The organism is Streptomyces racemochromogenes, assembly GCF_039535215.1.
GTDB lineage: Bacteria > Actinomycetota > Actinomycetes > Streptomycetales > Streptomycetaceae > Streptomyces > Streptomyces racemochromogenes.
In genome coordinates this window covers 3,191,373-3,209,732 of the sequence record NZ_BAAAWT010000001.1, presented here as the reverse complement: position 1 = coordinate 3,209,732, position 18,360 = coordinate 3,191,373, and the positions used below count along the sequence as shown (strand labels likewise).

Annotated in this window: 21 protein-coding genes; 15 read left to right on the top strand and 6 right to left on the bottom strand. The window is 71.4% G+C overall.

Annotation, left to right across the window (positions count from 1 at the left end; genetic code table 11):
• The first annotated feature begins 54 nt into the window (after positions 1-54).
• Together mshA and ABD973_RS14710 are read left to right on the top strand one after the other, a co-directional pair.
• On the top strand, positions 55-1,437 hold the full coding sequence (gene mshA / locus ABD973_RS14715; protein WP_386382234.1) for a D-inositol-3-phosphate glycosyltransferase: 1,383 nt from the start codon (positions 55-57) through the stop codon (positions 1,435-1,437).
• Complete coding sequence (locus tag ABD973_RS14710) at positions 1,430-1,915, top strand: type III secretion system chaperone family protein (protein WP_125605078.1); 486 nt, start codon at positions 1,430-1,432, stop codon at positions 1,913-1,915. The genes mshA and ABD973_RS14710 overlap by 8 nt, the downstream gene beginning before the upstream one ends.
• 55 nt (positions 1,916-1,970) lie before the next feature.
• Here ABD973_RS14710 and ABD973_RS14705 read toward each other — a convergent pair whose 3' ends face one another.
• The gene (locus tag ABD973_RS14705) at positions 1,971-3,245 is read right to left on the bottom strand and encodes an MDR family MFS transporter (RefSeq protein WP_125821880.1); all 1,275 of its coding nucleotides are present in this window, start codon (positions 3,243-3,245) and stop codon (positions 1,971-1,973) included.
• Positions 3,246-3,384: 139 nt separating this feature from the next.
• Here ABD973_RS14705 and ABD973_RS14700 point away from each other — a divergent pair, with 139 nt between their 5' ends.
• A complete protein-coding gene (locus tag ABD973_RS14700; protein ID WP_125605574.1) occupies positions 3,385-4,143 on the top strand; it encodes a phosphoglyceromutase in 759 nt (252 codons plus the stop codon).
• Between the two features lie 83 nt (positions 4,144-4,226).
• Here the strand turns inward: ABD973_RS14700 and ABD973_RS14695 are convergent, their stop codons facing one another.
• Positions 4,227-4,388: a hypothetical protein gene (locus ABD973_RS14695; RefSeq protein ID WP_345500282.1), complete on the bottom strand. Its 162-nt coding sequence runs from the start codon at positions 4,386-4,388 to the stop codon at positions 4,227-4,229.
• Between the two features lie 408 nt (positions 4,389-4,796).
• Complete coding sequence (locus ABD973_RS14690) at positions 4,797-6,026, bottom strand: tyrosine-type recombinase/integrase (RefSeq protein ID WP_345500281.1); 1,230 nt, start codon at positions 6,024-6,026, stop codon at positions 4,797-4,799.
• A 921-nt stretch (positions 6,027-6,947) separates the two neighbouring features.
• Between ABD973_RS14690 and ABD973_RS14685 the strand changes: the two genes are divergently transcribed.
• The 7 genes from ABD973_RS14685 (at position 6,948) to ABD973_RS14655 (ending at position 11,636) form a co-directional block, all read left to right on the top strand.
• A complete protein-coding gene (locus ABD973_RS14685; protein ID WP_345500280.1) occupies positions 6,948-7,289 on the top strand; it encodes a hypothetical protein in 342 nt (113 codons plus the stop codon).
• Between the two features lie 188 nt (positions 7,290-7,477).
• On the top strand, positions 7,478-7,666 hold the full coding sequence (locus tag ABD973_RS14680; RefSeq protein WP_345500279.1) for a hypothetical protein: 189 nt from the start codon (positions 7,478-7,480) through the stop codon (positions 7,664-7,666).
• 710 nt (positions 7,667-8,376) lie between these two features.
• Positions 8,377-8,670 (top strand): hypothetical protein, encoded by a 294-nt coding sequence (locus tag ABD973_RS14675; RefSeq protein ID WP_345500278.1) that lies wholly within the window; start codon positions 8,377-8,379, stop codon positions 8,668-8,670.
• Positions 8,671-8,707: 37 nt separating this feature from the next.
• Positions 8,708-9,658, top strand: coding sequence for a hypothetical protein (locus ABD973_RS14670; RefSeq protein ID WP_386382237.1), 951 nt, complete (start codon positions 8,708-8,710; stop codon positions 9,656-9,658).
• 269 nt (positions 9,659-9,927) lie between these two features.
• Positions 9,928-10,188 (top strand): hypothetical protein, encoded by a 261-nt coding sequence (locus ABD973_RS14665; protein WP_007265508.1) that lies wholly within the window; start codon positions 9,928-9,930, stop codon positions 10,186-10,188.
• A 54-nt stretch (positions 10,189-10,242) separates the two neighbouring features.
• A complete protein-coding gene (locus ABD973_RS14660; RefSeq protein ID WP_125821886.1) occupies positions 10,243-10,563 on the top strand; it encodes a hypothetical protein in 321 nt (106 codons plus the stop codon).
• Between the two features lie 146 nt (positions 10,564-10,709).
• Entirely contained in the window at positions 10,710-11,636 is a 927-nt protein-coding gene (locus tag ABD973_RS14655) for a helix-turn-helix domain-containing protein (RefSeq protein WP_007265510.1), read from the top strand.
• Between the two features lie 108 nt (positions 11,637-11,744).
• Here ABD973_RS14655 and ABD973_RS14650 read toward each other — a convergent pair whose 3' ends face one another.
• Positions 11,745-11,894, bottom strand: a complete 150-nt coding sequence (locus ABD973_RS14650; protein WP_164720922.1) for a hypothetical protein — start codon at positions 11,892-11,894, stop codon at positions 11,745-11,747.
• Between the two features lie 120 nt (positions 11,895-12,014).
• Positions 12,015-12,692, bottom strand: a complete 678-nt coding sequence (gene phoU, locus ABD973_RS14645) for a phosphate signaling complex protein PhoU (RefSeq protein ID WP_007265512.1) — start codon at positions 12,690-12,692, stop codon at positions 12,015-12,017.
• Between the two features lie 227 nt (positions 12,693-12,919).
• On the opposite strand from phoU, the gene phoR reads away from it, so the two are divergent.
• Both phoR and phoP read left to right on the top strand, forming a co-directional pair.
• Positions 12,920-14,158 (top strand): two-component system sensor histidine kinase PhoR, encoded by a 1,239-nt coding sequence (phoR, locus tag ABD973_RS14640; RefSeq protein ID WP_125821887.1) that lies wholly within the window; start codon positions 12,920-12,922, stop codon positions 14,156-14,158.
• Between the two features lie 5 nt (positions 14,159-14,163).
• Positions 14,164-14,835, top strand: a complete 672-nt coding sequence (gene phoP, locus ABD973_RS14635) for a two-component system response regulator PhoP (RefSeq protein WP_466527820.1) — start codon at positions 14,164-14,166, stop codon at positions 14,833-14,835.
• 91 nt (positions 14,836-14,926) lie between these two features.
• On the opposite strand, the gene ABD973_RS14630 is transcribed toward phoP, so the two are convergent.
• Positions 14,927-15,598, bottom strand: coding sequence for a DUF461 domain-containing protein (locus ABD973_RS14630; RefSeq protein WP_125821888.1), 672 nt, complete (start codon positions 15,596-15,598; stop codon positions 14,927-14,929).
• Positions 15,599-16,153: 555 nt separating this feature from the next.
• Between ABD973_RS14630 and ABD973_RS14625 the strand changes: the two genes are divergently transcribed.
• The 3 genes from ABD973_RS14625 (at position 16,154) to ispF (ending at position 18,308) form a co-directional block, all read left to right on the top strand.
• On the top strand, positions 16,154-16,636 hold the full coding sequence (locus ABD973_RS14625; protein WP_003953493.1) for a CarD family transcriptional regulator: 483 nt from the start codon (positions 16,154-16,156) through the stop codon (positions 16,634-16,636).
• 438 nt (positions 16,637-17,074) lie between these two features.
• Positions 17,075-17,821, top strand: a complete 747-nt coding sequence (gene ispD, locus ABD973_RS14620; RefSeq protein ID WP_125821889.1) for a 2-C-methyl-D-erythritol 4-phosphate cytidylyltransferase — start codon at positions 17,075-17,077, stop codon at positions 17,819-17,821.
• On the top strand, positions 17,811-18,308 hold the full coding sequence (ispF, locus tag ABD973_RS14615; RefSeq protein WP_345500276.1) for a 2-C-methyl-D-erythritol 2,4-cyclodiphosphate synthase: 498 nt from the start codon (positions 17,811-17,813) through the stop codon (positions 18,306-18,308). The genes ispD and ispF overlap by 11 nt, the downstream gene beginning before the upstream one ends.
• Positions 18,309-18,360 lie beyond the last annotated feature (52 nt).

Below are 18,360 nucleotides of genomic sequence, written 5' to 3'. Positions count from 1 at the left end.
GGAGCGGGCCGCAGAGGACCGTCGACCGTCGTCCGAGCGAGAGGAACTGCTCCCTTGAGCCAGTACGTGTCCCGTCTCGGCGGCAGCATCAGCGGACGCATCGCCGCCGCCCGCGCCACCCGCCCCGACGCCCCCCGCCTGCGCCTCCCCGCCGTCGGCCACCACCGCAAGCCCCGCCGCGTGGCCATGCTCAGCGTGCACACCTCACCGCTGCACCAGCCCGGCACCGGCGACGCCGGCGGCATGAACGTCTACATCGTCGAGCTCGCCAAGCGCCTCGCCGCGATCAACATAGAGGTCGAGGTCTTCACCCGGGCCACCACCGGCGGCCTGCCGCCCGTGGTCGAGCTCGCCCCCGGGGTCCTCGTACGGCACGTCGACGCGGGCCCCTACGAAGGCCTCGCCAAGGAAGAGCTGCCCGCCCAGCTGTGCGCCTTCACCCACGGCGTCATGCAGGCCTGGGCCCGCCACCGCCCCGGCTACTACGACCTCGTCCACTCCCACTACTGGCTCTCCGGGCACGTCGGCTGGCTCGCCGCCGAACGCTGGGGCGTCCCGCTCGTCCACGCCATGCACACCATGGCCAAGGTCAAGAACGCCGCGCTCGCCGAGGGCGACACCCCCGAGCCCGCCGCCCGCGTCATCGGCGAGACCCAGATCGTCGCCGCCGCCGACCGGCTCATCGCCAACACCGCCGAAGAGGCCGAGGAACTCGTACGCCACTACGACGCCGACCCGGCCAAGGTCGCCGTCGTCCACCCCGGCGTCAACCTCGACCGCTTCACCGCGGGCGACGGCCGCGCCGCCGCCCGCGCCCGCCTGGGCCTCCCGCAGGACGCCGTGATACCGCTCTTCGCCGGCCGCATCCAGCCCCTCAAGGCCCCCGACATCCTGCTCCGCGCCGTCGCGGAACTCGTCGACCGCGAGCCCTCGCTGCGCCGCCGCCTCTTCGTCCCCGTCGTCGGCGGCCCCAGCGGAAGCGGCCTCGCCAAGCCCGAGGGCCTGCAGAAGCTCGCCGCCAGGCTCGGCATCACCGACCTCGTCCACTTCCACCCGCCGGTGGCCCAGGACGGCCTCGCCGACTGGTTCCGGGCCGCGTCCGTGCTGGTCATGCCGTCGTACAGCGAATCCTTCGGCCTCGTCGCCATCGAAGCCCAGGCCACCGGCACGCCGGTCCTCGCGGCGGAGGTCGGCGGGCTCCCGGTCGCCGTCAACGACGGGGTCACGGGCATCCTCGTACCCGGGCACGACCCGGTGGACTACGCCCGCGAGCTGCGCCGCTTCGTCGACGACCCCGGCCTCACGGACCGGATGGGCGCCGAGGCCGCGCGGCACGCGCAGTTCTTCGGCTGGGACACCGCAGCCGGCGGCACCGCGGACGTGTACACCGCCGCCATGCATGATCACCGCCGTCGCGTACGCTCCCACCATGGCTGACACCGCCGCGATCATCGAGTCCACGCTGGCCGGCGCCGAGCTGAGCTGGGAGAGCCCCGAACCGGGCACGTACGTCGTCCAGCTCCCCGGCACCCGCAAGCTGAGCACCACGTGCTCGCTCCGCATCGGCCGGCACTCCCTGTCGGTGAACGCCTTCGTCATCCGCCACCCCGACGAGAACGAGGCCGGCGTCCACCGCTGGCTGCTGGAACGCAACCTCAAGCTGTACGGGATGGCGTACGCGGTGGACCGCCTCGGCGACGTCTACCTCACGGCCCGGCTCCCGCTGTCGGTCATCACCCCCGAGGACCTCGACCGCCTCCTGGGCACGGTCCTGGAGGCGGCGGACGGCGCGTTCAACACCCTGCTGGAGCTGGGCTTCGCGAGCGCGATCCGGCGCGAGTACGACTGGCGCGTCGCGCGCGGGGAGCCGACGCGCAACCTGGACGCCTTCAAGCACCTGACGCAGCCCTCCTGACACCGCAGCGGCCCGCGCGGCCCCGCAACACGCGGCCCGGCCCCGCCCCGGCCGGCTAGGCCTCGGCGGGGGCGGCCCGCGGGGCCGGCTCCGCCACCGCCGTACCCCTCCCGGAGGCGGCCACGGCCCCCGCCGGGAGCCCCCGCATCAGCAGCCAGTACCCCGCCGCCGCCACCGTCCCCAGGACCCCCGTGGCCGCCCACAGCCACCCCGCCCCGTACCGGTCGATCACGAACCCGGCCATCAGCGGAGCCACCAGCGCTGCCACCGCCCAGGACATCGTGTACATCCCCTGGTACCGCCCCCGCCCGTGCACCGGCGACAGCCGCACCACCAGCCCCATCTGCGTCGGCGAGTTCACGATCTCCGCCAGCGTCCACACGCACACCGTCAGCGCGTACGCCCACAGCGACCCCGCGAAGGCCGTCATCGCGAACCCGTACCCCGCCAGCAGCGCCGAGATCACCAGCAGCCGGCTCGGGTCGCGGTGCTCGATGAAGCGCGTCACCGGGATCTGGAGGATCACGATCAGCAGCCCGTTCGCCGCCACGACCAGCCCGTAGTCCCCCGGCGAGAACCCCGCCTGGCCCATCGCCACCGGCAGGCCCACCGAACCCTGCGTGAAGATCAGCGAGATCAGGAACGACAGCCCGACCACCGCCATGAACCGCCCGTCCCGCAGCACGGTCCCCAGCCCGGTCTCCGGCTCCGTCCCCTTCTCCGCCTCCTCCTTCACCGGACGCGACTCCGGCAGCTTCGCGAACACCAGCACCGCGCACAGCAGCGTCAGCGCGGCCTCACCCAGGAAGCCGGCCAGGTAGCTGTACTCGGCCACCACGCCCGCCACCACCGAGCTGATCCCGAAGCCCAGGTTGATCGCCCAGTAGTTCAGCGCGAAGGCCCGCACCCGGTCCTCGGGCGGGACGATGTCCGCCATCATCGCGGAGACCGCCGGGCGCGAGGCGTTCGACGCCATGCCCACCAGGCCCGCCACCGCCGCGATGGCCGCCGGGTGCTCCATGAAGCCCAGCAGCGCCACCGACAGCGCCGTCGACACGTTCGCCGCCAGCATCGTGGGACGCCGGCCCAGCCGGTCCGTCATCACGCCCGCCACCAGCGAGGACACCACCCCGCCCAGACCGTGCAGGGCGACCACGAGTCCCGCGAAGGAGGCCGAATAGCCCCGGTCCAGGGTCAGGTACAAGGTCATGAACGTGGCGACGAAAGCCCCGAGCCGGTTCACCAGCGTGCTGGCCCACAGCCACCAGAAGGCGCGCGGCAGCCCCGACACGCTCTCCCGGGCAGCCCGTCTCAAACTGGCAGCGGACATACGGATTCCCCCGAAGACGTAAGCACCGATCGGTCTCGTGGCACGTTACGAACGGGGGCCGCCGCCGTCCACTGGATTGACGCCGTCCGTCAATCGGGGGGAGCGCAGGCGTCCTGCGGCGTCCACTAGGCTCGTACGCATGGCCGACGCACCGTACAAGCTGATCCTCCTCCGCCACGGCGAGAGCGAATGGAACGCGAAGAACCTGTTCACCGGCTGGGTGGACGTCAACCTCAACGAGAAGGGCGAGAAGGAGGCGGTCCGCGGCGGTGAGCTGCTCAAGGACGCCGGCCTGCTCCCCGATGTCGTGCACACCTCGCTCCAGAAGCGCGCGATCCGCACCTCCCAGCTCGCGCTGGAGGCCGCCGACCGCCACTGGATCCCCGTGCACCGCTCGTGGCGCCTGAACGAGCGCCACTACGGCGCCCTCCAGGGCAAGGACAAGGCCCAGACCCTCGCCGAGTTCGGCGAGGAGCAGTTCATGCTGTGGCGCCGCTCCTACGACACCCCGCCGCCGCCGCTCGCGGACGGCACCGAGTTCTCCCAGTCCGAGGACCCGCGCTACGCCTCCATCCCGCCGGAGCTGCGCCCGCGCACGGAGTGCCTCAAGGACGTCGTCGTCCGCATGCTGCCGTACTGGTACGACGCCATCGTCCCGGACCTCCTCGACGGCCGCACCGTCCTGGTCGCCGCCCACGGCAACAGCCTCCGCGCCCTGGTCAAGCACCTGGACGGCATCTCCGACGCCGACATCGCGGGCCTGAACATCCCCACCGGCATCCCGCTCTCCTACGAGCTCGACGCCGACTTCAAGCCCCTCAACCCGGGCGGCACCTACCTCGACCCGACGGCCGCAGCGGCCGCCATCGAAGCCGTCAAGAACCAGGGCAAGAAGTAACCTCGAAGCACGAAACAGCCCCCTACCTGCTGCTTCCCAGTGGGTAGGGGGCTTCTCGTTGCCCTGGGGCCGTCGCTGGGCCGTCAGGCGCGCCGGGCGTGCCGCCGGACTCGGATCTGGGCCGCAACCAGAATCGCCACAGGCAGTGCGGCGGCCGGCGGGACATCGGTCCACGCGGGAAGGGCTGCCGCGCCCGCGCTGATGGCGAGGAACGGCAGTTCGCGTAGCGAGACGTCGATGGTCAAACCTGGGCGTGGCACCATGGAGGCTCCAGATGTGCTCGTGGGTCCAAGACAAGAGGTCGTGCAGCGCAGACGGAAGTGAGAGCCGCCCTGGCCGGGGCGGCTCTCTTTTTTCGCGCATTGGCGACCTTACCGAGCGCTGTTCTGTGAGACAAATGCCCAGGTGGGGGCTACAGGGTTAAAGCTGGTATTTCTCCTAATGTTGGTTCGCCTTGCCGCGTGATTGCCTCTGACCTGCGGTTATCTATTTCTTCTGGCTCAGTTTGCATTTCGTGTCCACTCATCCGTGCGTGCATGCATGGAAAGGGCTTCGGGGCCTAGCTGGCGAGCGAGCTAGCTGGAGGGCGCGCCAGCAAGTACCCCAGATACGTGGTTCAATATCCGCGTCGGTTATCCCGGCACTCGGCCGTCTCACGCCCGTTCATACACACTTGCGACAGCCTTCCTGGTTCGTTCCTGGCTGCTCGGCATCAGGTGTGCATAGACGCGAAGGGTGAGGCCAGGGTCCGAGTGGCCCAGGTACTCGGCGAGCGCCTTCACGTTCTCCCCCGCGTCCAGTAGCACCGACGCGTAGAAGTGCCGCAACGCATGCATCCCGTGCTCCCGGGCGGCGGCATAGCTCCCCCGCCCCCCCTCCCGCTCCGCGATGACGCCCGCGGCGGCGAGGGCCGGCTTCCACTGGTCGGTGTTGAACATCCCCCGCCACACGTGGCCGCCCATCGGCGCTGTGAAGACGAGCCGCTTCGTCACCAGCGGTCCGCTGGCCACGCCCCAGGGCAGGGTGATCGCGACGGGCGGGCACCGCTGCATGTGCGCGCGCAGCGCATCGGCCACCGGACCCGGCAGCGGGACGTCCCGGAGCTTCCCGCCCTTCGGGGGAGCGAACACGGCTTTGCTCCGGCTCAGCTTGAGCTGCTGCACCACGTGAACCGTGTCCGCGGCGAAGTCGATCGCGTCCACGTCGATGCCCAGGATCTCGCCCTGCCGCAGCCCGCACCCGGCACCCAGGTCCACGAGCGCGCGGTACCGCTCCGGCAGCTCGGCCCGTACCGCGAAGACCCGCTCGGCGGTCCAGGGGATCACCCGTTTGGCCTCCACGGTCGGGGCCTTCACCGACCGGGCCGCGCACGGGTTCTTGGCCAGCAGGGTGTCATCGACCGCCGCGTTCAGCACGCTCCGCACGTTCGAGTAGATGACCCTCGCGTACGACCCGGACAGGCCGGCCGCCTTCAGCTTGGCCACCCAGTCCCGGATGTGCGCCGGCTGGAAGGACGCCAGCGGACGCGACCCGATGTACGGGAAGGCGTGCAGCCGAAGCTGCGACTCCATCGAGAAGCCCGTGTTCGGGTCGGCGCCGTGGTTGCCGAGCCAGCGTTCCGCGTACTGCTGGAACGTGATCCTGCTGGCCTTCGGGTCGATGTACGCGCCGCGCGACATGTCGGCCTCGATGTGCGCGAGCCACTGCTCGGCCAGCCGCTTCTGTCGGTCCGGGAAGGACTTGCTCTTCTCCGTGCCGTCCGGCCCGACGTACCGGGCCCGATAGCGCAGCCCGGATCCGTAGCGCTCGGTTTTGACCTTGACGGGCTTACCACCAGGCCCAGGCTCGAACTTGTACCAGCGGTCCTGGATGTGTCCGGCCATCAGGCAGCACTCTCCTCGCTCATAAGCGAGCTGACCCAAGCTCGCGGCGAGGCGAGCCGCTAGCGGCTGGCTCCAAGGCGGGGTGTCGTCAGCAGGTGGCGGGGGATCACCGGACGCCGGTCGGGCAGTCCGCCTGATGGAGCCCAACCCACTTCCGATCATGAGGGCGGCGGAGCGGGCGGGGTGGGGGAGCGGACTGCACCCCTCGTCGGTGACTCGCTCGTCAACGTCCAGGCCCGCTCACGCCGCCGGCGCAAGGGTCATCGCCTACGCCAGCAATCCCCGCAAGGCCGCGCCTTCGCCGAAGCCGGAGCCGACGCCATCACCGACGACATGCGCGCTATCGACGGGGCACGGCGTAGCCGTAGGAGTCACGCGGACCTGTTACAGGTTTCTCTACCTCATCAAGCACCCGGCTGCGCTCCGCTCCGCCGGGCGGGCTTCCCGGCTCCGCTCTCGCGCGACGCTCCTGCCTTCGGCCCGCTCCGCGCGCGCTGCGCCGACGCCCGCCCCTGCAAGACGGGATAGGCCCGAAGGCATGAGCCGAGCCCCCGGAGGCCGCTGGTTCCCCTCTCACCGAACATGCCTCCGGCGGGGGCGCTCAGGCTCCGGGATGGCGGGGGCGCCGCTCGCGAGTGCCGGCCGAAGAGGGCTGAGGCGGGGGAACTCCCATCCCGTCTGCCATCGACCCAGGACAAGCCGAGCAGCCACGGCACCGGGCGTCCAGGTCGTACGTCCAGTTGGGCGCTCCACCTGGACGCCCGGCACCGCGCCCGCTCCACATACGTGTGGGCCGACGGCAGACGGGATGGGAGTTGGGGATGCTGTGGCCGGCGGCGCGGGGTGCCCGAGGTCCTGGCCGAAAGGTCCGCAGCGATGGATGACCTTCGCCATCCTGATCATGTGGAAAAGGTGACCTGGATGGCATTCGACAACGGCGAGCAGTTCTACGAGCTGTTGCAGGCGGTTGGCGCCGAGCGGCGCAGGCTTCGAGAGGCCGAATCGAAGATTCGAGTTGAGACCGAGCCCATGGCCGTTCGAGCCATGCAACTGGGCGTACCCCTGGAGGAGGTTGCAGAGCTCACGGGCTATACGCCGTCCGTCTTGGCGAAATGGGAGAGTTCGGCCGCAGCCCGCAGGGCTCACCAGATCAAACAGGAGCTCCGAGACAAGGCACGAGAGCGGGTCAGGCAGGCGCGAATAGCGGCTAAAGCATCACAAAGCGTAAAAAGGCCTCGGCGCAGAAAGAGGAAGAGGAGGTGATCTGCGTCACCTGTATAGTCGTCCACGCGCGCGCGCCCGCGCGGGGGCGCGCAGGTCTTTGTGAATGCGGGCATCTTTCCCGATTTGCACCCCGGTTGGCGATGGATTCCGGGGGCTGCGAGTGGGGTCTACGGTTTTGGATGTGTCGACACGTCAACTGCCAACGACCCTGCTGACTAGGGAGATTGATGAACATCTGGATCCGCGTGATGCGCAAGTGCCTCACGATGGACACCCGCCGAGGTGCTGACCACGCCGTCAGTGGCGATCCGCGGGGTGGCGATCAGCACGCCCTCTGGGCGCTCATTGCCGCCATTCTGAGCGGAGTCGCCTCGGGGGCCGCCCAGCAGGCGGCCGCTGTACTGCTCGGAGGCTGACGGTCGATGGGGACCCGCCGCCGGCCTCACGGAAGCAGTGGGCCGGGGCCGTCTGTGGGCCGTGGGGCGGTGGCCAAGGGCGGCCGAGGGTGACAACCGCTGACCGCTCTACCCCAGGTCAGGGCGCCTTTACCCGGTAAAGCCCCAGGCCGGAACAAGAACCAGGGCAAGAAGTAGCCCGAAAGCGCGACGAAACCGCCCCCCACCTGCTGGTCTTCCGGCGGGTGGGGGGCCTTTCCGTCAGCGGGGGGTGGCGTCGGGGGCGTGGGGCGGGGGTGGCGGTGGGAGGGGTCTCGTCGCTGCCACGTGGCGGGACAGGACGTCTCCGAAGTGTTCGTGGCGCCGTAGTTCACGGACGTCCAGGGGGTGCATGCGGCCAATGCCCGACGTGGTCAGGGCGGTGACGCCCGTGCCCAGTGCGGAGCAGATCAGTGCGAACCACAGGAGGGTGTCTGTCACTGCGGGTCCTCTCCGGTGCAGGTGATCGGGGAGGGGGCTCCGGCGCCCCCGGCGACATCGTCATAACGTGGAGGCATATGCCGGGTTGCGTGCTGTCAGCCGTTTGCCGCCACGCGCCGCCGGAGAGCGCAGAACCGACAAAAGACACCGGTCAACCTTGCTCTGTTTCGGCCACCCTCACCTGGATGGCGCACACCCTCCCCGGTACCCGGAGCGTTGGGTGGACTATGACAACAGCAAACCACGCGGCAATGTCCCCGCTGAGCGCGGACGACGGCGTGCGCGACGGTCGGATCCGGGCCGCGAGGGTCGGGAAATGGACGTACACGCCTGTCTCGCAGGACCCGGCCCCGGAGAAGGGCGCGACCCTTCGGCATGAGGAGCTGGAGGTCGGCCTCCACTACTCGTCCTCGATCTTCGAGGACTTCCTGGTCGCGGTAGGCAGGATCCAGACCGAGTTCCACCGCAGGTCCCAGGTGAACCAGGAGGCCGCACCGCTGACGGCGCCGGCCGTGGAACGTCCGGGGCGGACGTCCCGTGTATGAGCGGTACGGCCACTACGCTCCTCGACCGGAGCCGCCGGTGTACTGGCCGGGGCCGGACCAGGAGCAGCACGCCGCCTACGTCGGGCGGCCGCTCTTCGGGCCGGCCGGGGCGGGCGCCTCGTGGGATCCGTCGGAGGAACTGGCCCATCTCTGCCGGGACGCCATGCCGCCGGGTCCGGCGGAGCCGGTCGACCGCGCCGCCTACGACGACACCGCCAGCGAGACGGTCAGCGGCATCGGCCTCGCGTCAGGCCTCGCGTCAGGCCTCGGGCCCGGTCTCGCCTCCGGCTTCGCGCCCGGTCCCGGGCCCGGCCCGGGACCCGGCTTCGTCCCCGGACTGGACGACGGGGGGATCCCGGCGGGCGGCGGGCACCGGCTCCGGGCGCCGGCCCCGGCCGGGCACCGGAGGGGCGGCGCGGTGAAGACGTCGGTGATGACCCTCCTGCACACCGGCAGCCTCTGCACCGCGGTGCTCGTGGCCGTCATCGCCGCCGTCGTCAGCATGTTCAGCGGCCTGGCCATCTGCGAAGCCCTGCGCCACAGCGCCGGGCCGGGCACCGCGCACGGTGTCTCCAGCTGGTGGCCGCTGCTGATCTACGGACCCTGGATGGTCGCCTCCCTGTCCATCCTGCGGGCCGCCCTGCACCAGCGCCGGGCCGTGCATTCCTGGTCGATCGTCCTGCTGTTCTCCACCCTGGCCACACTGCTCTGCCTGGCGCAGGCACCGCGCACGTTCGCCGCGCAGGCGGCGGCCACCCTGCCCCCCATCGCCGCGCTGGCCTGCTTCCAGCAACTCGTCCGGCAGATCACGCTGACGCGCCCGCCCCGGCAACCCGCTCCGCGGCACCGCGGCCGCCGCCGGCCCGCACCGCTCCGGCCGCCGACGCCGACGGGCAGCCCTGGCGGCGTGCTCCCCGAATACCCCGTGCGGGACCGGACGGACTCCGTCCGTGCCCCCGCCGGATACCGGCTCCGCTACGGATCATGAAGGCCGCGAGCCCCGGCCGGAGGGGGGCCGGGCGCCCGAGGCGCGCCGGGGTGGCCACGACCGCACCGCGGAGCAGGCCGTCGTCGGCGCTCGACGCGATGCGGTCGGGGGTCGCTAACTTCTCGGGCACCTCAAGCCTTCCAGACTTCAACGAACACGTGCATCACAGGAACGAAGATCGAAACCCATAGGTCACGGGCTGCGGACGGTCTCAGTCCTACGAGCATCCCGCCCCTGCGCCCCTTCCCCCAGAGAGAGAGGACGACAGCATGCCCTACGAGCTCACCCACGCCGAGCGCCTCCGGTACAAGCGGCGCCAGGACGCCGCGTACCAGGCCGGTGAGGAAGCCGTCACCAACCTCCAGGCCGCCCTCGCGCTCGCCGGTCTGACCCTGCCCTCGCTGTACAACGACGGACCCGTAGGCTGCCGGGGCTTCGTCCGGCTCGGGGGGTGCAGCGTCGCCCTCGCCAACCAGCTCGCCGAGGTCATCGCCGCGGGCGCCCACGCCCTGGGAGGCGAGCAGCTGTGAACCCCGTACCGCGGGCGGGGGCGTCCGGCCGGTGACCGGTTCGGAGAGCCCCGCATGAACGAGTGGCTGACCGACCCCTACCGGTTCCCCGGCTTACGGAGCCACCCGTACGACGACGATGCGGAGGCCGGGGCGCCCGTGGATGCGTGGCCCGGCCCCTCACCGGCACCCGGGCCCCCTCCCGCACCGGCCCGCCGGCCGGGCGCGGACGCCACCCCCGACTCCGCCGACCGCCGGCGGCTCGACCTCCACACGTGGCTGACCAGTGCGGGCGTCCGCCCCCACACCGACGACCCGCACGCCATCGCCGTCCTCTCCACGGTGGACGACACCACCCACGCGGCCCTTCGACGGTGGATCACCGGCGGTCTGTGACCGGGCGCACGGCGGCGCGTTGGGCCGAACAGGTGGTGCTCGCCACGCGGATGCACGGCCTGTTCGGCCGCGTATGCACAATGCGTTGCGTCGGTGTCGGCCGTGGGATGAGTGCCTGCGCGTCTGGAGCTGGAGGTAGACCGCCCATGGCGGTGAACGGACAACCCACGGTCAGAAGGCGCCGGCTGGGCGCGGAGCTCCGGCAACTGCGCAAGGCCGCGGGCATGACGTCCACGCAGGCGGCGGGGCATCTGCTGGTGTCGCAGTCCAAGATCAGCCTCATCGAGACCGGCCGTCGTCCCATCAACCCGCGGGACGTGCGCGACCTGTGCCGGCTCTACAGGGTCACCGACCAGGACGTCGTCGACTCGATGATGCGGATGGCGAAGGAGTCGGGCCGCCAGGGCTGGTGGGTCTCCTGCGGCGACGTCCCCTACGGCGTCTACATCGGGCTGGAGACGGGGGCCGCCTCCATCCACACCTACGAGCCACTGGTCGTTCCCGGTCTGCTGCAGACCCCCGCGTACGCCGCCGCGCTCATCAACGAAACGGTCCCTCACATCACCCCGGAGCAGGCCGCCGTCAGCCTGGAGGTGCGGCTGCGCCGCCAGCACCGGGCGCACCACCCGGCCCGCCCCTTCCGGTTATGGGCGATCCTGGACGAATCCGCGCTGCGCCGCGAGGTCGGCGGCCGCGAGGTCGTGCGCGAGCAGCTGGAGCACCTCAACACCCTCGGCGCCCAGCCGCACATCACCGTGCAGGTCCTGCCGCACGCCGCCGGAGCCCATGCCGGCCTCCTGGGGCAGTTCTCCATCCTCGGGTTTGCCGACGCCGAGGCGGGAGTCGTCTACCTGGAGCGGTTCACCAGCGATCTCTACCTGGAGAAGTACACCGACCGCCACCCGTACTACGTCACGTACGCCCACCTCCAGGCGCAGGCCCTCAACCCCGAGGAGACGCGTCACTTCATCAACGACCTGGTCAAGGCGTTCCAGGAGGAGCCGGGCCCGGCCTCGGGGCGACGTACCGCGCGGGCGGCCGCGGGTGTCGGGCCCCGGGATCCGGGCGCCTGACGGGGACACCGGCCACGGGCCGGCTCGCGGGCCGGGCCGTGCGCGCAGGGCCCCGTCCGGCCTTGTCGGACGGGGCCCTGCGGGCTGAGCGGACGGCGGTGCGGTCCGTCAGCCGCCGCACTGGCACGGGGCGCCGGACTGGCAGCCGCAGCCGCAGCCCGAGCCGCAGCCGCAGGCCGCGAGCAGCGGGAGGCGCAGCGGCTCCGGACGGGGCGGCTGCTCCTGTTCCGGGGTGATGGGGACAGGGGTATCGGGCATGGTGCCTCCTCGCAGGCGGCGTACGGGAAGTCGTGGTGCCTTCGCCTCATTCATGCCCAGCCACCCCGGCGCGTCAACGGCGCATTGGGGCGTGCCGCGCGGAGTGCCGCGCGAAGCGGCTCAGACGCCCTCGACCTGCGTCGGCTGCTGCAGCTCGTCCGCGTGCTCGCCCGTCACCAGGTACACCACGCGCTTGGCCACCGACACCGCGTGGTCCGCGAACCGCTCGTAGTAGCGGCCCAGCAGCGTCACGTCGACGGCCGTCTCGATGCCGTGCTTCCAGCGGTCGTCCATCAGGTGCTGGAACAGCGTGCGGTGCAGCTGGTCCATCTCGTCGTCGTCCTGCTCCAGCTGGAGCGCCAGGTCCACGTCCTTGGTGATGATGACCTCGGCCGCCTTCGCCATCAGGCGCTGCGCCAGCTGACCCATCTCCAGGATCGTCGCGTGCAGGTCGCGCGGGACCGCCGTGTCCGGGAAGCGCAGCCGGGCCAGCTTCGCCACGTGCTGCGCCAGGTCGCCGGAGCGCTCCAGGTCGGCGCTCATGCGCAGCGAGGTGACGACGATGCGCAGGTCGGTGGCGACCGGCTGCTGCCGGGCCAGCAGGGCGATGGCGCGCGCCTCCAGGTCGTGCTGGAGGTCGTCGACCTTCTGGTCCGCGGCGATGACGCTCTCCGCGAGCTTCAGGTCGGCGTCCAGCATGGAGGTCGTGGCCCGGCCGATCGCGGAACCGACGAGCCGGGCCATCTCGACCAGGCTCTCTCCGATCGAGTCCAGTTCCTCGTGGTACGCGTCGCGCATGGTGTCCCTCTCCGGCCTGCTTGCCTACTGCTCGCTGCTGCTTGTCTGCTCGGTGCTGCTCGTGCGGGGCTCTCGGCCCCACGTTTACACGTTCGGTCGCCAACGCGTCCGACTCCGGCATCACAAATGAATCAACCCCGTCGTCAGGGTGAACTCTGGGCGACGACTGTTCGAGGTGCCACCCGAACGGCTGTGGAAGTGTCCGCGCGCCTGCTTAACCTGGATCCATGGACGTGAACGCGGCGGTCGCCGCAGCTGCCGCGATCGCCGGTCTCTGTACCGGTGTGATCGCCATGCTGGCGTTCCGCTGGAGCGAGCGCGACCAGGCCCGCCCCACCCGGAGCTCCATGCGCCCCGACATCAACGCGGTGCTGCCGCCCGGAGTGGACACCGTCCTCTCCGTGCTCCGCTCCTCCGCCGTCGTCCTCGACGAGGGCGACGCGGTGGTCAAGGCCAGCTCGGCCGCCTACGCGCTCGGGCTGGTCCGCGGCGGGAAGCTGGCGGTGGAGCCCATGCTCCACATGGCCCGCGACACCCGCCGGGACGGCGAGATACGCCAGATCGAGCTCGACCTGCCCCGGCGCGGCACCGGCCGCGGCGAGGCCCTCGCGGTCTCCGCCCGCGTCGCCCCGCTGGGCTCGCGCCTGGTGCTGCTGCTGGTCGAGGACCTGACCGAGGCCCGCCGCATCGAGGCGGTGCGCCGTGACTTCGTCGCGAACGTGTCGCACGAGCTGAAGACCCCGGTCGGCGCGATCTCGCTGCTCTCCGAGGCGGTCATGGACGCGTCCGACGACCCCGAGGCGGTCACCCGTTTCGCGGGCCGCATGCAGATCGAGTCCACCCGTCTGATCAACCTCGTGCAGGAGCTCATCGACCTCTCCCGAGTGCAGAACGACGAGGCACTGGAGGACGCCGAGCCCGTACGGGTGGACACGCTCGTGGCGGAGGCCATCGACCGCTGCCGGCACACGGCCACCTCCAAGCAGATCACCATGGCCGCCGGCGGCACCGCCGACCTGCGGGTATGGGGACACCGGGGGCAGCTGGCCGCGGCCCTCGGGAACCTGGTGGAGAACGCCGTGAACTACAGCCCCGCCCGCACCCGCGTCGGCATCGCCGCGCGCAGGGTGACGGCGCCGGGCGGAGACTTGATCGAGATAGCCGTGACCGACCAGGGCATAGGCATCCCGGAGAAGGACCGCGAGCGCGTCTTCGAGCGCTTCTACCGCGTCGACCCGGCCCGCTCCCGCGCCACGGGCGGAACCGGTCTGGGCCTCGCGATCGTGAAGCACGTGGCGGCCTCGCACGGCGGGGAGGTGTCGGTGTGGAGCTCCGAGGGCCAGGGCTCCACGTTCACCCTGCGACTCCCCGAGGCGGCCGCGCCGGCCCCGGCGACCGCCCCCGATCCCGCCCGACCCCAGCTTGACCCAGAACCTGTCATCCCTGCCCCGGAGGTCCTTCCGTGACCCGAGTGCTCGTCGTCGAGGATGAGGAATCCTTCAGCGACGCCCTGTCCTACATGCTCCGCAAGGAAGGCTTCGAGGTCGCCATCGCCGCGACGGGGCCCGACGGGCTCGACGAGTTCGAGCGCAACGGCGCCGACCTCGTCCTCCTCGACCTGATGCTGCCCGGCCTGCCGGGCACCGAGGTCTGCCGGCAGCTGCGCGGGCGCTCCAACGTCCCCGTGATCATGGTGACGGCCAAGGACAGCGAGATCGACAAGGTCGTCGGGCTGGAGATAGGAGCCGACGACTACGTCACCAAGCCCTTCTCCTCCCGGGAGCTGGTCGCCCGCATCCGCGCGGTCCTGCGCCGCCGCGGAGAGCCGGAGGAGGTCACCCCGGCGGCCCTGGAGGCCGGGCCCGTACGCATGGACGTGGACCGGCACGTGGTCACCGTCGCCGGGGCCAAGGTCGACCTCCCGCTGAAGGAGTTCGACCTGCTGGAGATGCTCCTGCGCAACGCGGGCCGCGTGCTGACCCGCATGCAGCTGATCGACCGGGTCTGGGGCGCGGACTACGTCGGCGACACCAAGACCCTGGACGTCCACGTCAAGCGCCTCCGCGCCAAGATCGAGCCCGACCCGGGCGCGCCGCGCTACCTGGTCACCGTCCGCGGCCTGGGCTACAAGTTCGAGCCGTAGGCCGTCGGGCGCCCTGCGGCGTTCCCGGAGAAAAAGGGGGAGGGCCCCAGCCGTACCGCGGCTGGGGCCCTCCCCTTTACTGCTGCCGCGCTCAGTGGCCCGCGCTGCGCGACGGCGACGCCGACGCGGCGCCCGACGGGCTGGTGCCGGCGGACGGAGAGCCCGACGCGGCGGGGGAGCCCGACGCGGCCGGGGAGGGGGAGCCGGAGGGGCTGGTGGACGGGGCGGGGGCGGGGGCGGCCGCCGGGGCCTCCGTCGGCCCGTAGCCCGCGTACATGCCGGCGGCCGGGACGACGAAGGCGCCCAGCTCCACGTCGCCCGTGTTGCTCAGCTGGAAGACGACGTCCTGCACGTTGCCGTTCTGGACGGCCTCGCGGCCGCCCTCGATGACGGCGGAGGCGTTGCCCTTGCCGCCCAGCACCACGGAGCCGCCGGCGGGCACGATGACCTTGCCGGAGCCCTCGGCGGGCTTCAGGACCACCTTGGACTTGCCACCCTTCAGGGTGATCCCATCCAGGGTCTGGGCCTTGGTGCCGGAGTTGAAGACGGTCGCCGAGAGGGCGGCCGGACCCTTCTTGTCCTTCTCGCCCTTGGTGATCACCAGCGCGTTCTGGATCTTGATGTCGCCCTTGGTGACAGCGGCGTTGTCCGGCTTGATCTCGAGAGTCTGCGCGTCGTTGCCCGCACCGCACGCTGCGAGCGATGCAAGGGAGAACACGACGGCGGTAGCGGCGAGAGCGCCGCGTCGAAGGCTGCGGCTCACGGCGGCGGCAACTCCTTGGACGTACGGACGGGACGGGTACAGGCTCAGGGTGGCCGAGGTAAAGCCGCCCTAAGGGTGTGTCAGCGCGCTTAGGTTACCGAGCCGCCGCCCCGCCCCCGCACCCGACCCTCCGCAGGGCGCGCACCGTGCTGCGCCGGTCCCGCGATCTTGCATTCCACTATCCCGTCCCGGGCCGCTCCGTGATCAATTCCGGGATTCCCTCGAACGCGGCGGCGTGATCAATTGCAGATTGGGCCTGAACCCGCTGCGTACGGGTGGCCGCCAGTCGAACGGAGTACTTCCGTTTCGCGTCGGGGAACCCGGCAAAACGGGACGTACGTCACACTCGTGGCCGGGGCCGCCAGGTGTAACGTGGTCGTTTCGCCCGGTCCGCACAGCGCCTCCGACCTGCGAATACCCCCCTCCGGAACCCTTTCGCAGCACGTTCGTGTCGCTGTTGTCAAGCCCCGAGATGTGCCCTGACCTGCGAAAACGCCATTCATAACAGTCAGTTCTCGTGTTACCCTGGATAGCCACGGAAGGGGTACCTGTCACATGACGTTCAAGGTTGGCGACACCGTGGTCTATCCCCATCACGGGGCCGCGCTGATCGAGGCCATCGAAACTCGCCAGATCAAAGGCGTGGACAAGACCTACTTGGTGCTCAAGGTCGCCCAGGGCGACCTGACGGTTCGTGTGCCTGCGGACAATGCGGAGTTCGTCGGCGTTCGCGACGTAGTCGGCCAGGACGGGCTGGACCGGGTCTTCGAGGTGCTCCGCGCACCGTACGCAGAAGAGCCCACGAACTGGTCCCGTCGTTACAAGGCGAATCTGGAGAAGCTCGCTTCTGGCGATGTCATCAAGGTCGCCGAAGTAGTGCGCGACCTCTGGCGTCGTGAGCGCGAGCGCGGTCTCTCCGCAGGAGAGAAGCGCATGCTCGCGAAGGCGCGTCAGATCCTGGTGAGCGAGCTCGCGCTCGCCGAGAACACCAACGAGGACAAGGCCGAGGCCCTCCTCGACGAGGTTCTTGCGTCCTGACGCACGAACCGGCCACAGTGTGCCGCGGTGCCCGATGACCCGCCCTCTCGGTTTCGAGGGGGCTGTTGCCGGGCGCTGCGGCATGTCCGCGTCCGGGCACCTGCATCACACCCGCCCGCACACACCCGCCCGCGCGGCACCGGCCCGCACCGCCGCACCCGCACGGCCCGGCACCTCACCCGGTCCCCGGCCGCCCGGCCGGCCCCGGGTCGCACGCCCGTACCCTGACGGCCGTACCCTGCGCTCATCCCGCCGTACCCTGCGTGTGCACACCCGCACGGTCCCGGTACTGGCGTGCCGGGTCCGGGCAGCCGGCTCGACCGGTCGTCACGGAAGGGGCGAGGGCTTCGCACCCGGCACCGCCCCCGGCCGGAGCCGGGGTACGCCCAAGGCCATACCCATGTCGGCCGAAGTCACAAACCTGGCTCGGAGCTACTGATGTCTGACGAATCCCGCCCCCACCGCACGGCGGCGGTGATCCCGGCCGCCGGCCGCGGGGTACGCCTCGGCCCCGGCGCCCCCAAGGCCCTGCGGGCCCTCGGCGGGACCCCGATGCTGATCCACGCCGTCCGCGCCATGGCCCGCTCCCGCGCGGTCGCCCTGGTCGTGGTCGTCGCCCCGCCGGACGGCGCGCCCGAGGTGCGCAACCTCCTCGACGAGCACGCCCTGCCCGGGAGCACCGAGATCCTGGTCGTCCCCGGCGGCGACACCCGCCAGGAGTCGGTGCGCGCCGGCCTGGCCGCCCTCCCCGCCGACATCACCTCCGTGCTGATCCACGACGCGGCCCGGCCGCTGGTCCCCGTCGACACCGTGGACTCCGTCGTCGAGGCCGTCCGCGCCGGAGCCCCCGCCGTGGTCCCCGCACTGCCCCTGGCCGACACGGTCAAGGAGGTCGAGCCCGGCGCGCCCGGCGAGCCCGAGCCGGTCGTCGCCACGCCCGAGCGGGCCCGGCTGCGTGCCGTGCAGACCCCGCAGGGCTTCGACCTCGCCACCCTGCTGCGCGCGCACGAGGCCATCGCCGTCAGCGGCGAGGGCGCCACCGACGACGCGGGCATGGTGGAGCGCACCGGGGTCACCGTGGTGACCGTCCCCGGTCACGAGGAGGCGTTCAAGGTCACCCGTCCGCTCGACCTGGTCCTCGCCGAGGCCGTACTCGCCCGCAGGAGGGCCACCGATGTCTACTGACCTGCCCCTGATCCCGCTCGTCGGGATCGGCACCGACGTGCACGCCTTCGAGACGGGCCGCGAGCTGTGGTGCGCCGGCCTGCTGTGGGAGGGCGAGGACGGCCTCGCCGGCCACTCCGACGGCGACGTCGCCGCCCACGCCGCCTGCGACGCCCTCTTCTCCGCCGCCGGCGTCGGCGACCTCGGCGCGCACTTCGGCACCTCCCGCCCCGAGTGGTCCGGCGCCGCCGGGGTCACCCTCCTGGCGGAGGCCGCCCGGATCGTCCGCGCCGAGGGCTTCGAGATCGGCAACATCGCGATCCAGGTGATCGGCGTGCGCCCGAAGATCGGCAAGCGGCGCGAGGAAGCGCAGAAGGCGCTCACGGCGGCGGCGGGCGCCCCCGTCTCCGTCTCCGGCACCACCACCGACGGACTCGGCCTCACCGGCCGCGCCGAAGGCCTGGCCGCCATCGCGACCGCCCTCGTCTACCGGACGAACCGGGCCTGAGCACGACGTACGGCCACGGGCCGCCCGCCACGGATGTCACCTCTTCGGCAAC

Coding starts and splice junctions, on each gene's coding strand:
- ABD973_RS14710 (WP_125605078.1), top strand. CDS start 1,430: ATGGCTGACACCGCCGCGATCATCGAGTCCACGCTGGCCGGCGCCGAG.
- ABD973_RS14705 (WP_125821880.1), bottom strand. CDS start 3,245: ATGTCCGCTGCCAGTTTGAGACGGGCTGCCCGGGAGAGCGTGTCGGGG.
- ABD973_RS14700 (WP_125605574.1), top strand. CDS start 3,385: ATGGCCGACGCACCGTACAAGCTGATCCTCCTCCGCCACGGCGAGAGC.
- ABD973_RS14690 (WP_345500281.1), bottom strand. CDS start 6,026: ATGGCCGGACACATCCAGGACCGCTGGTACAAGTTCGAGCCTGGGCCT.
- ABD973_RS14685 (WP_345500280.1), top strand. CDS start 6,948: ATGGCATTCGACAACGGCGAGCAGTTCTACGAGCTGTTGCAGGCGGTT.
- ABD973_RS14680 (WP_345500279.1), top strand. CDS start 7,478: ATGAACATCTGGATCCGCGTGATGCGCAAGTGCCTCACGATGGACACC.
- ABD973_RS14675 (WP_345500278.1), top strand. CDS start 8,377: ATGTCCCCGCTGAGCGCGGACGACGGCGTGCGCGACGGTCGGATCCGG.
- ABD973_RS14665 (WP_007265508.1), top strand. CDS start 9,928: ATGCCCTACGAGCTCACCCACGCCGAGCGCCTCCGGTACAAGCGGCGC.
- ABD973_RS14660 (WP_125821886.1), top strand. CDS start 10,243: ATGAACGAGTGGCTGACCGACCCCTACCGGTTCCCCGGCTTACGGAGC.
- ABD973_RS14655 (WP_007265510.1), top strand. CDS start 10,710: ATGGCGGTGAACGGACAACCCACGGTCAGAAGGCGCCGGCTGGGCGCG.
- ABD973_RS14650 (WP_164720922.1), bottom strand. CDS start 11,894: ATGCCCGATACCCCTGTCCCCATCACCCCGGAACAGGAGCAGCCGCCC.
- phoU (WP_007265512.1), bottom strand. CDS start 12,692: ATGCGCGACGCGTACCACGAGGAACTGGACTCGATCGGAGAGAGCCTG.
- phoR (WP_125821887.1), top strand. CDS start 12,920: ATGGACGTGAACGCGGCGGTCGCCGCAGCTGCCGCGATCGCCGGTCTC.
- ABD973_RS14625 (WP_003953493.1), top strand. CDS start 16,154: ATGACGTTCAAGGTTGGCGACACCGTGGTCTATCCCCATCACGGGGCC.
- ispD (WP_125821889.1), top strand. CDS start 17,075: ATGTCTGACGAATCCCGCCCCCACCGCACGGCGGCGGTGATCCCGGCC.
- ispF (WP_345500276.1), top strand. CDS start 17,811: ATGTCTACTGACCTGCCCCTGATCCCGCTCGTCGGGATCGGCACCGAC.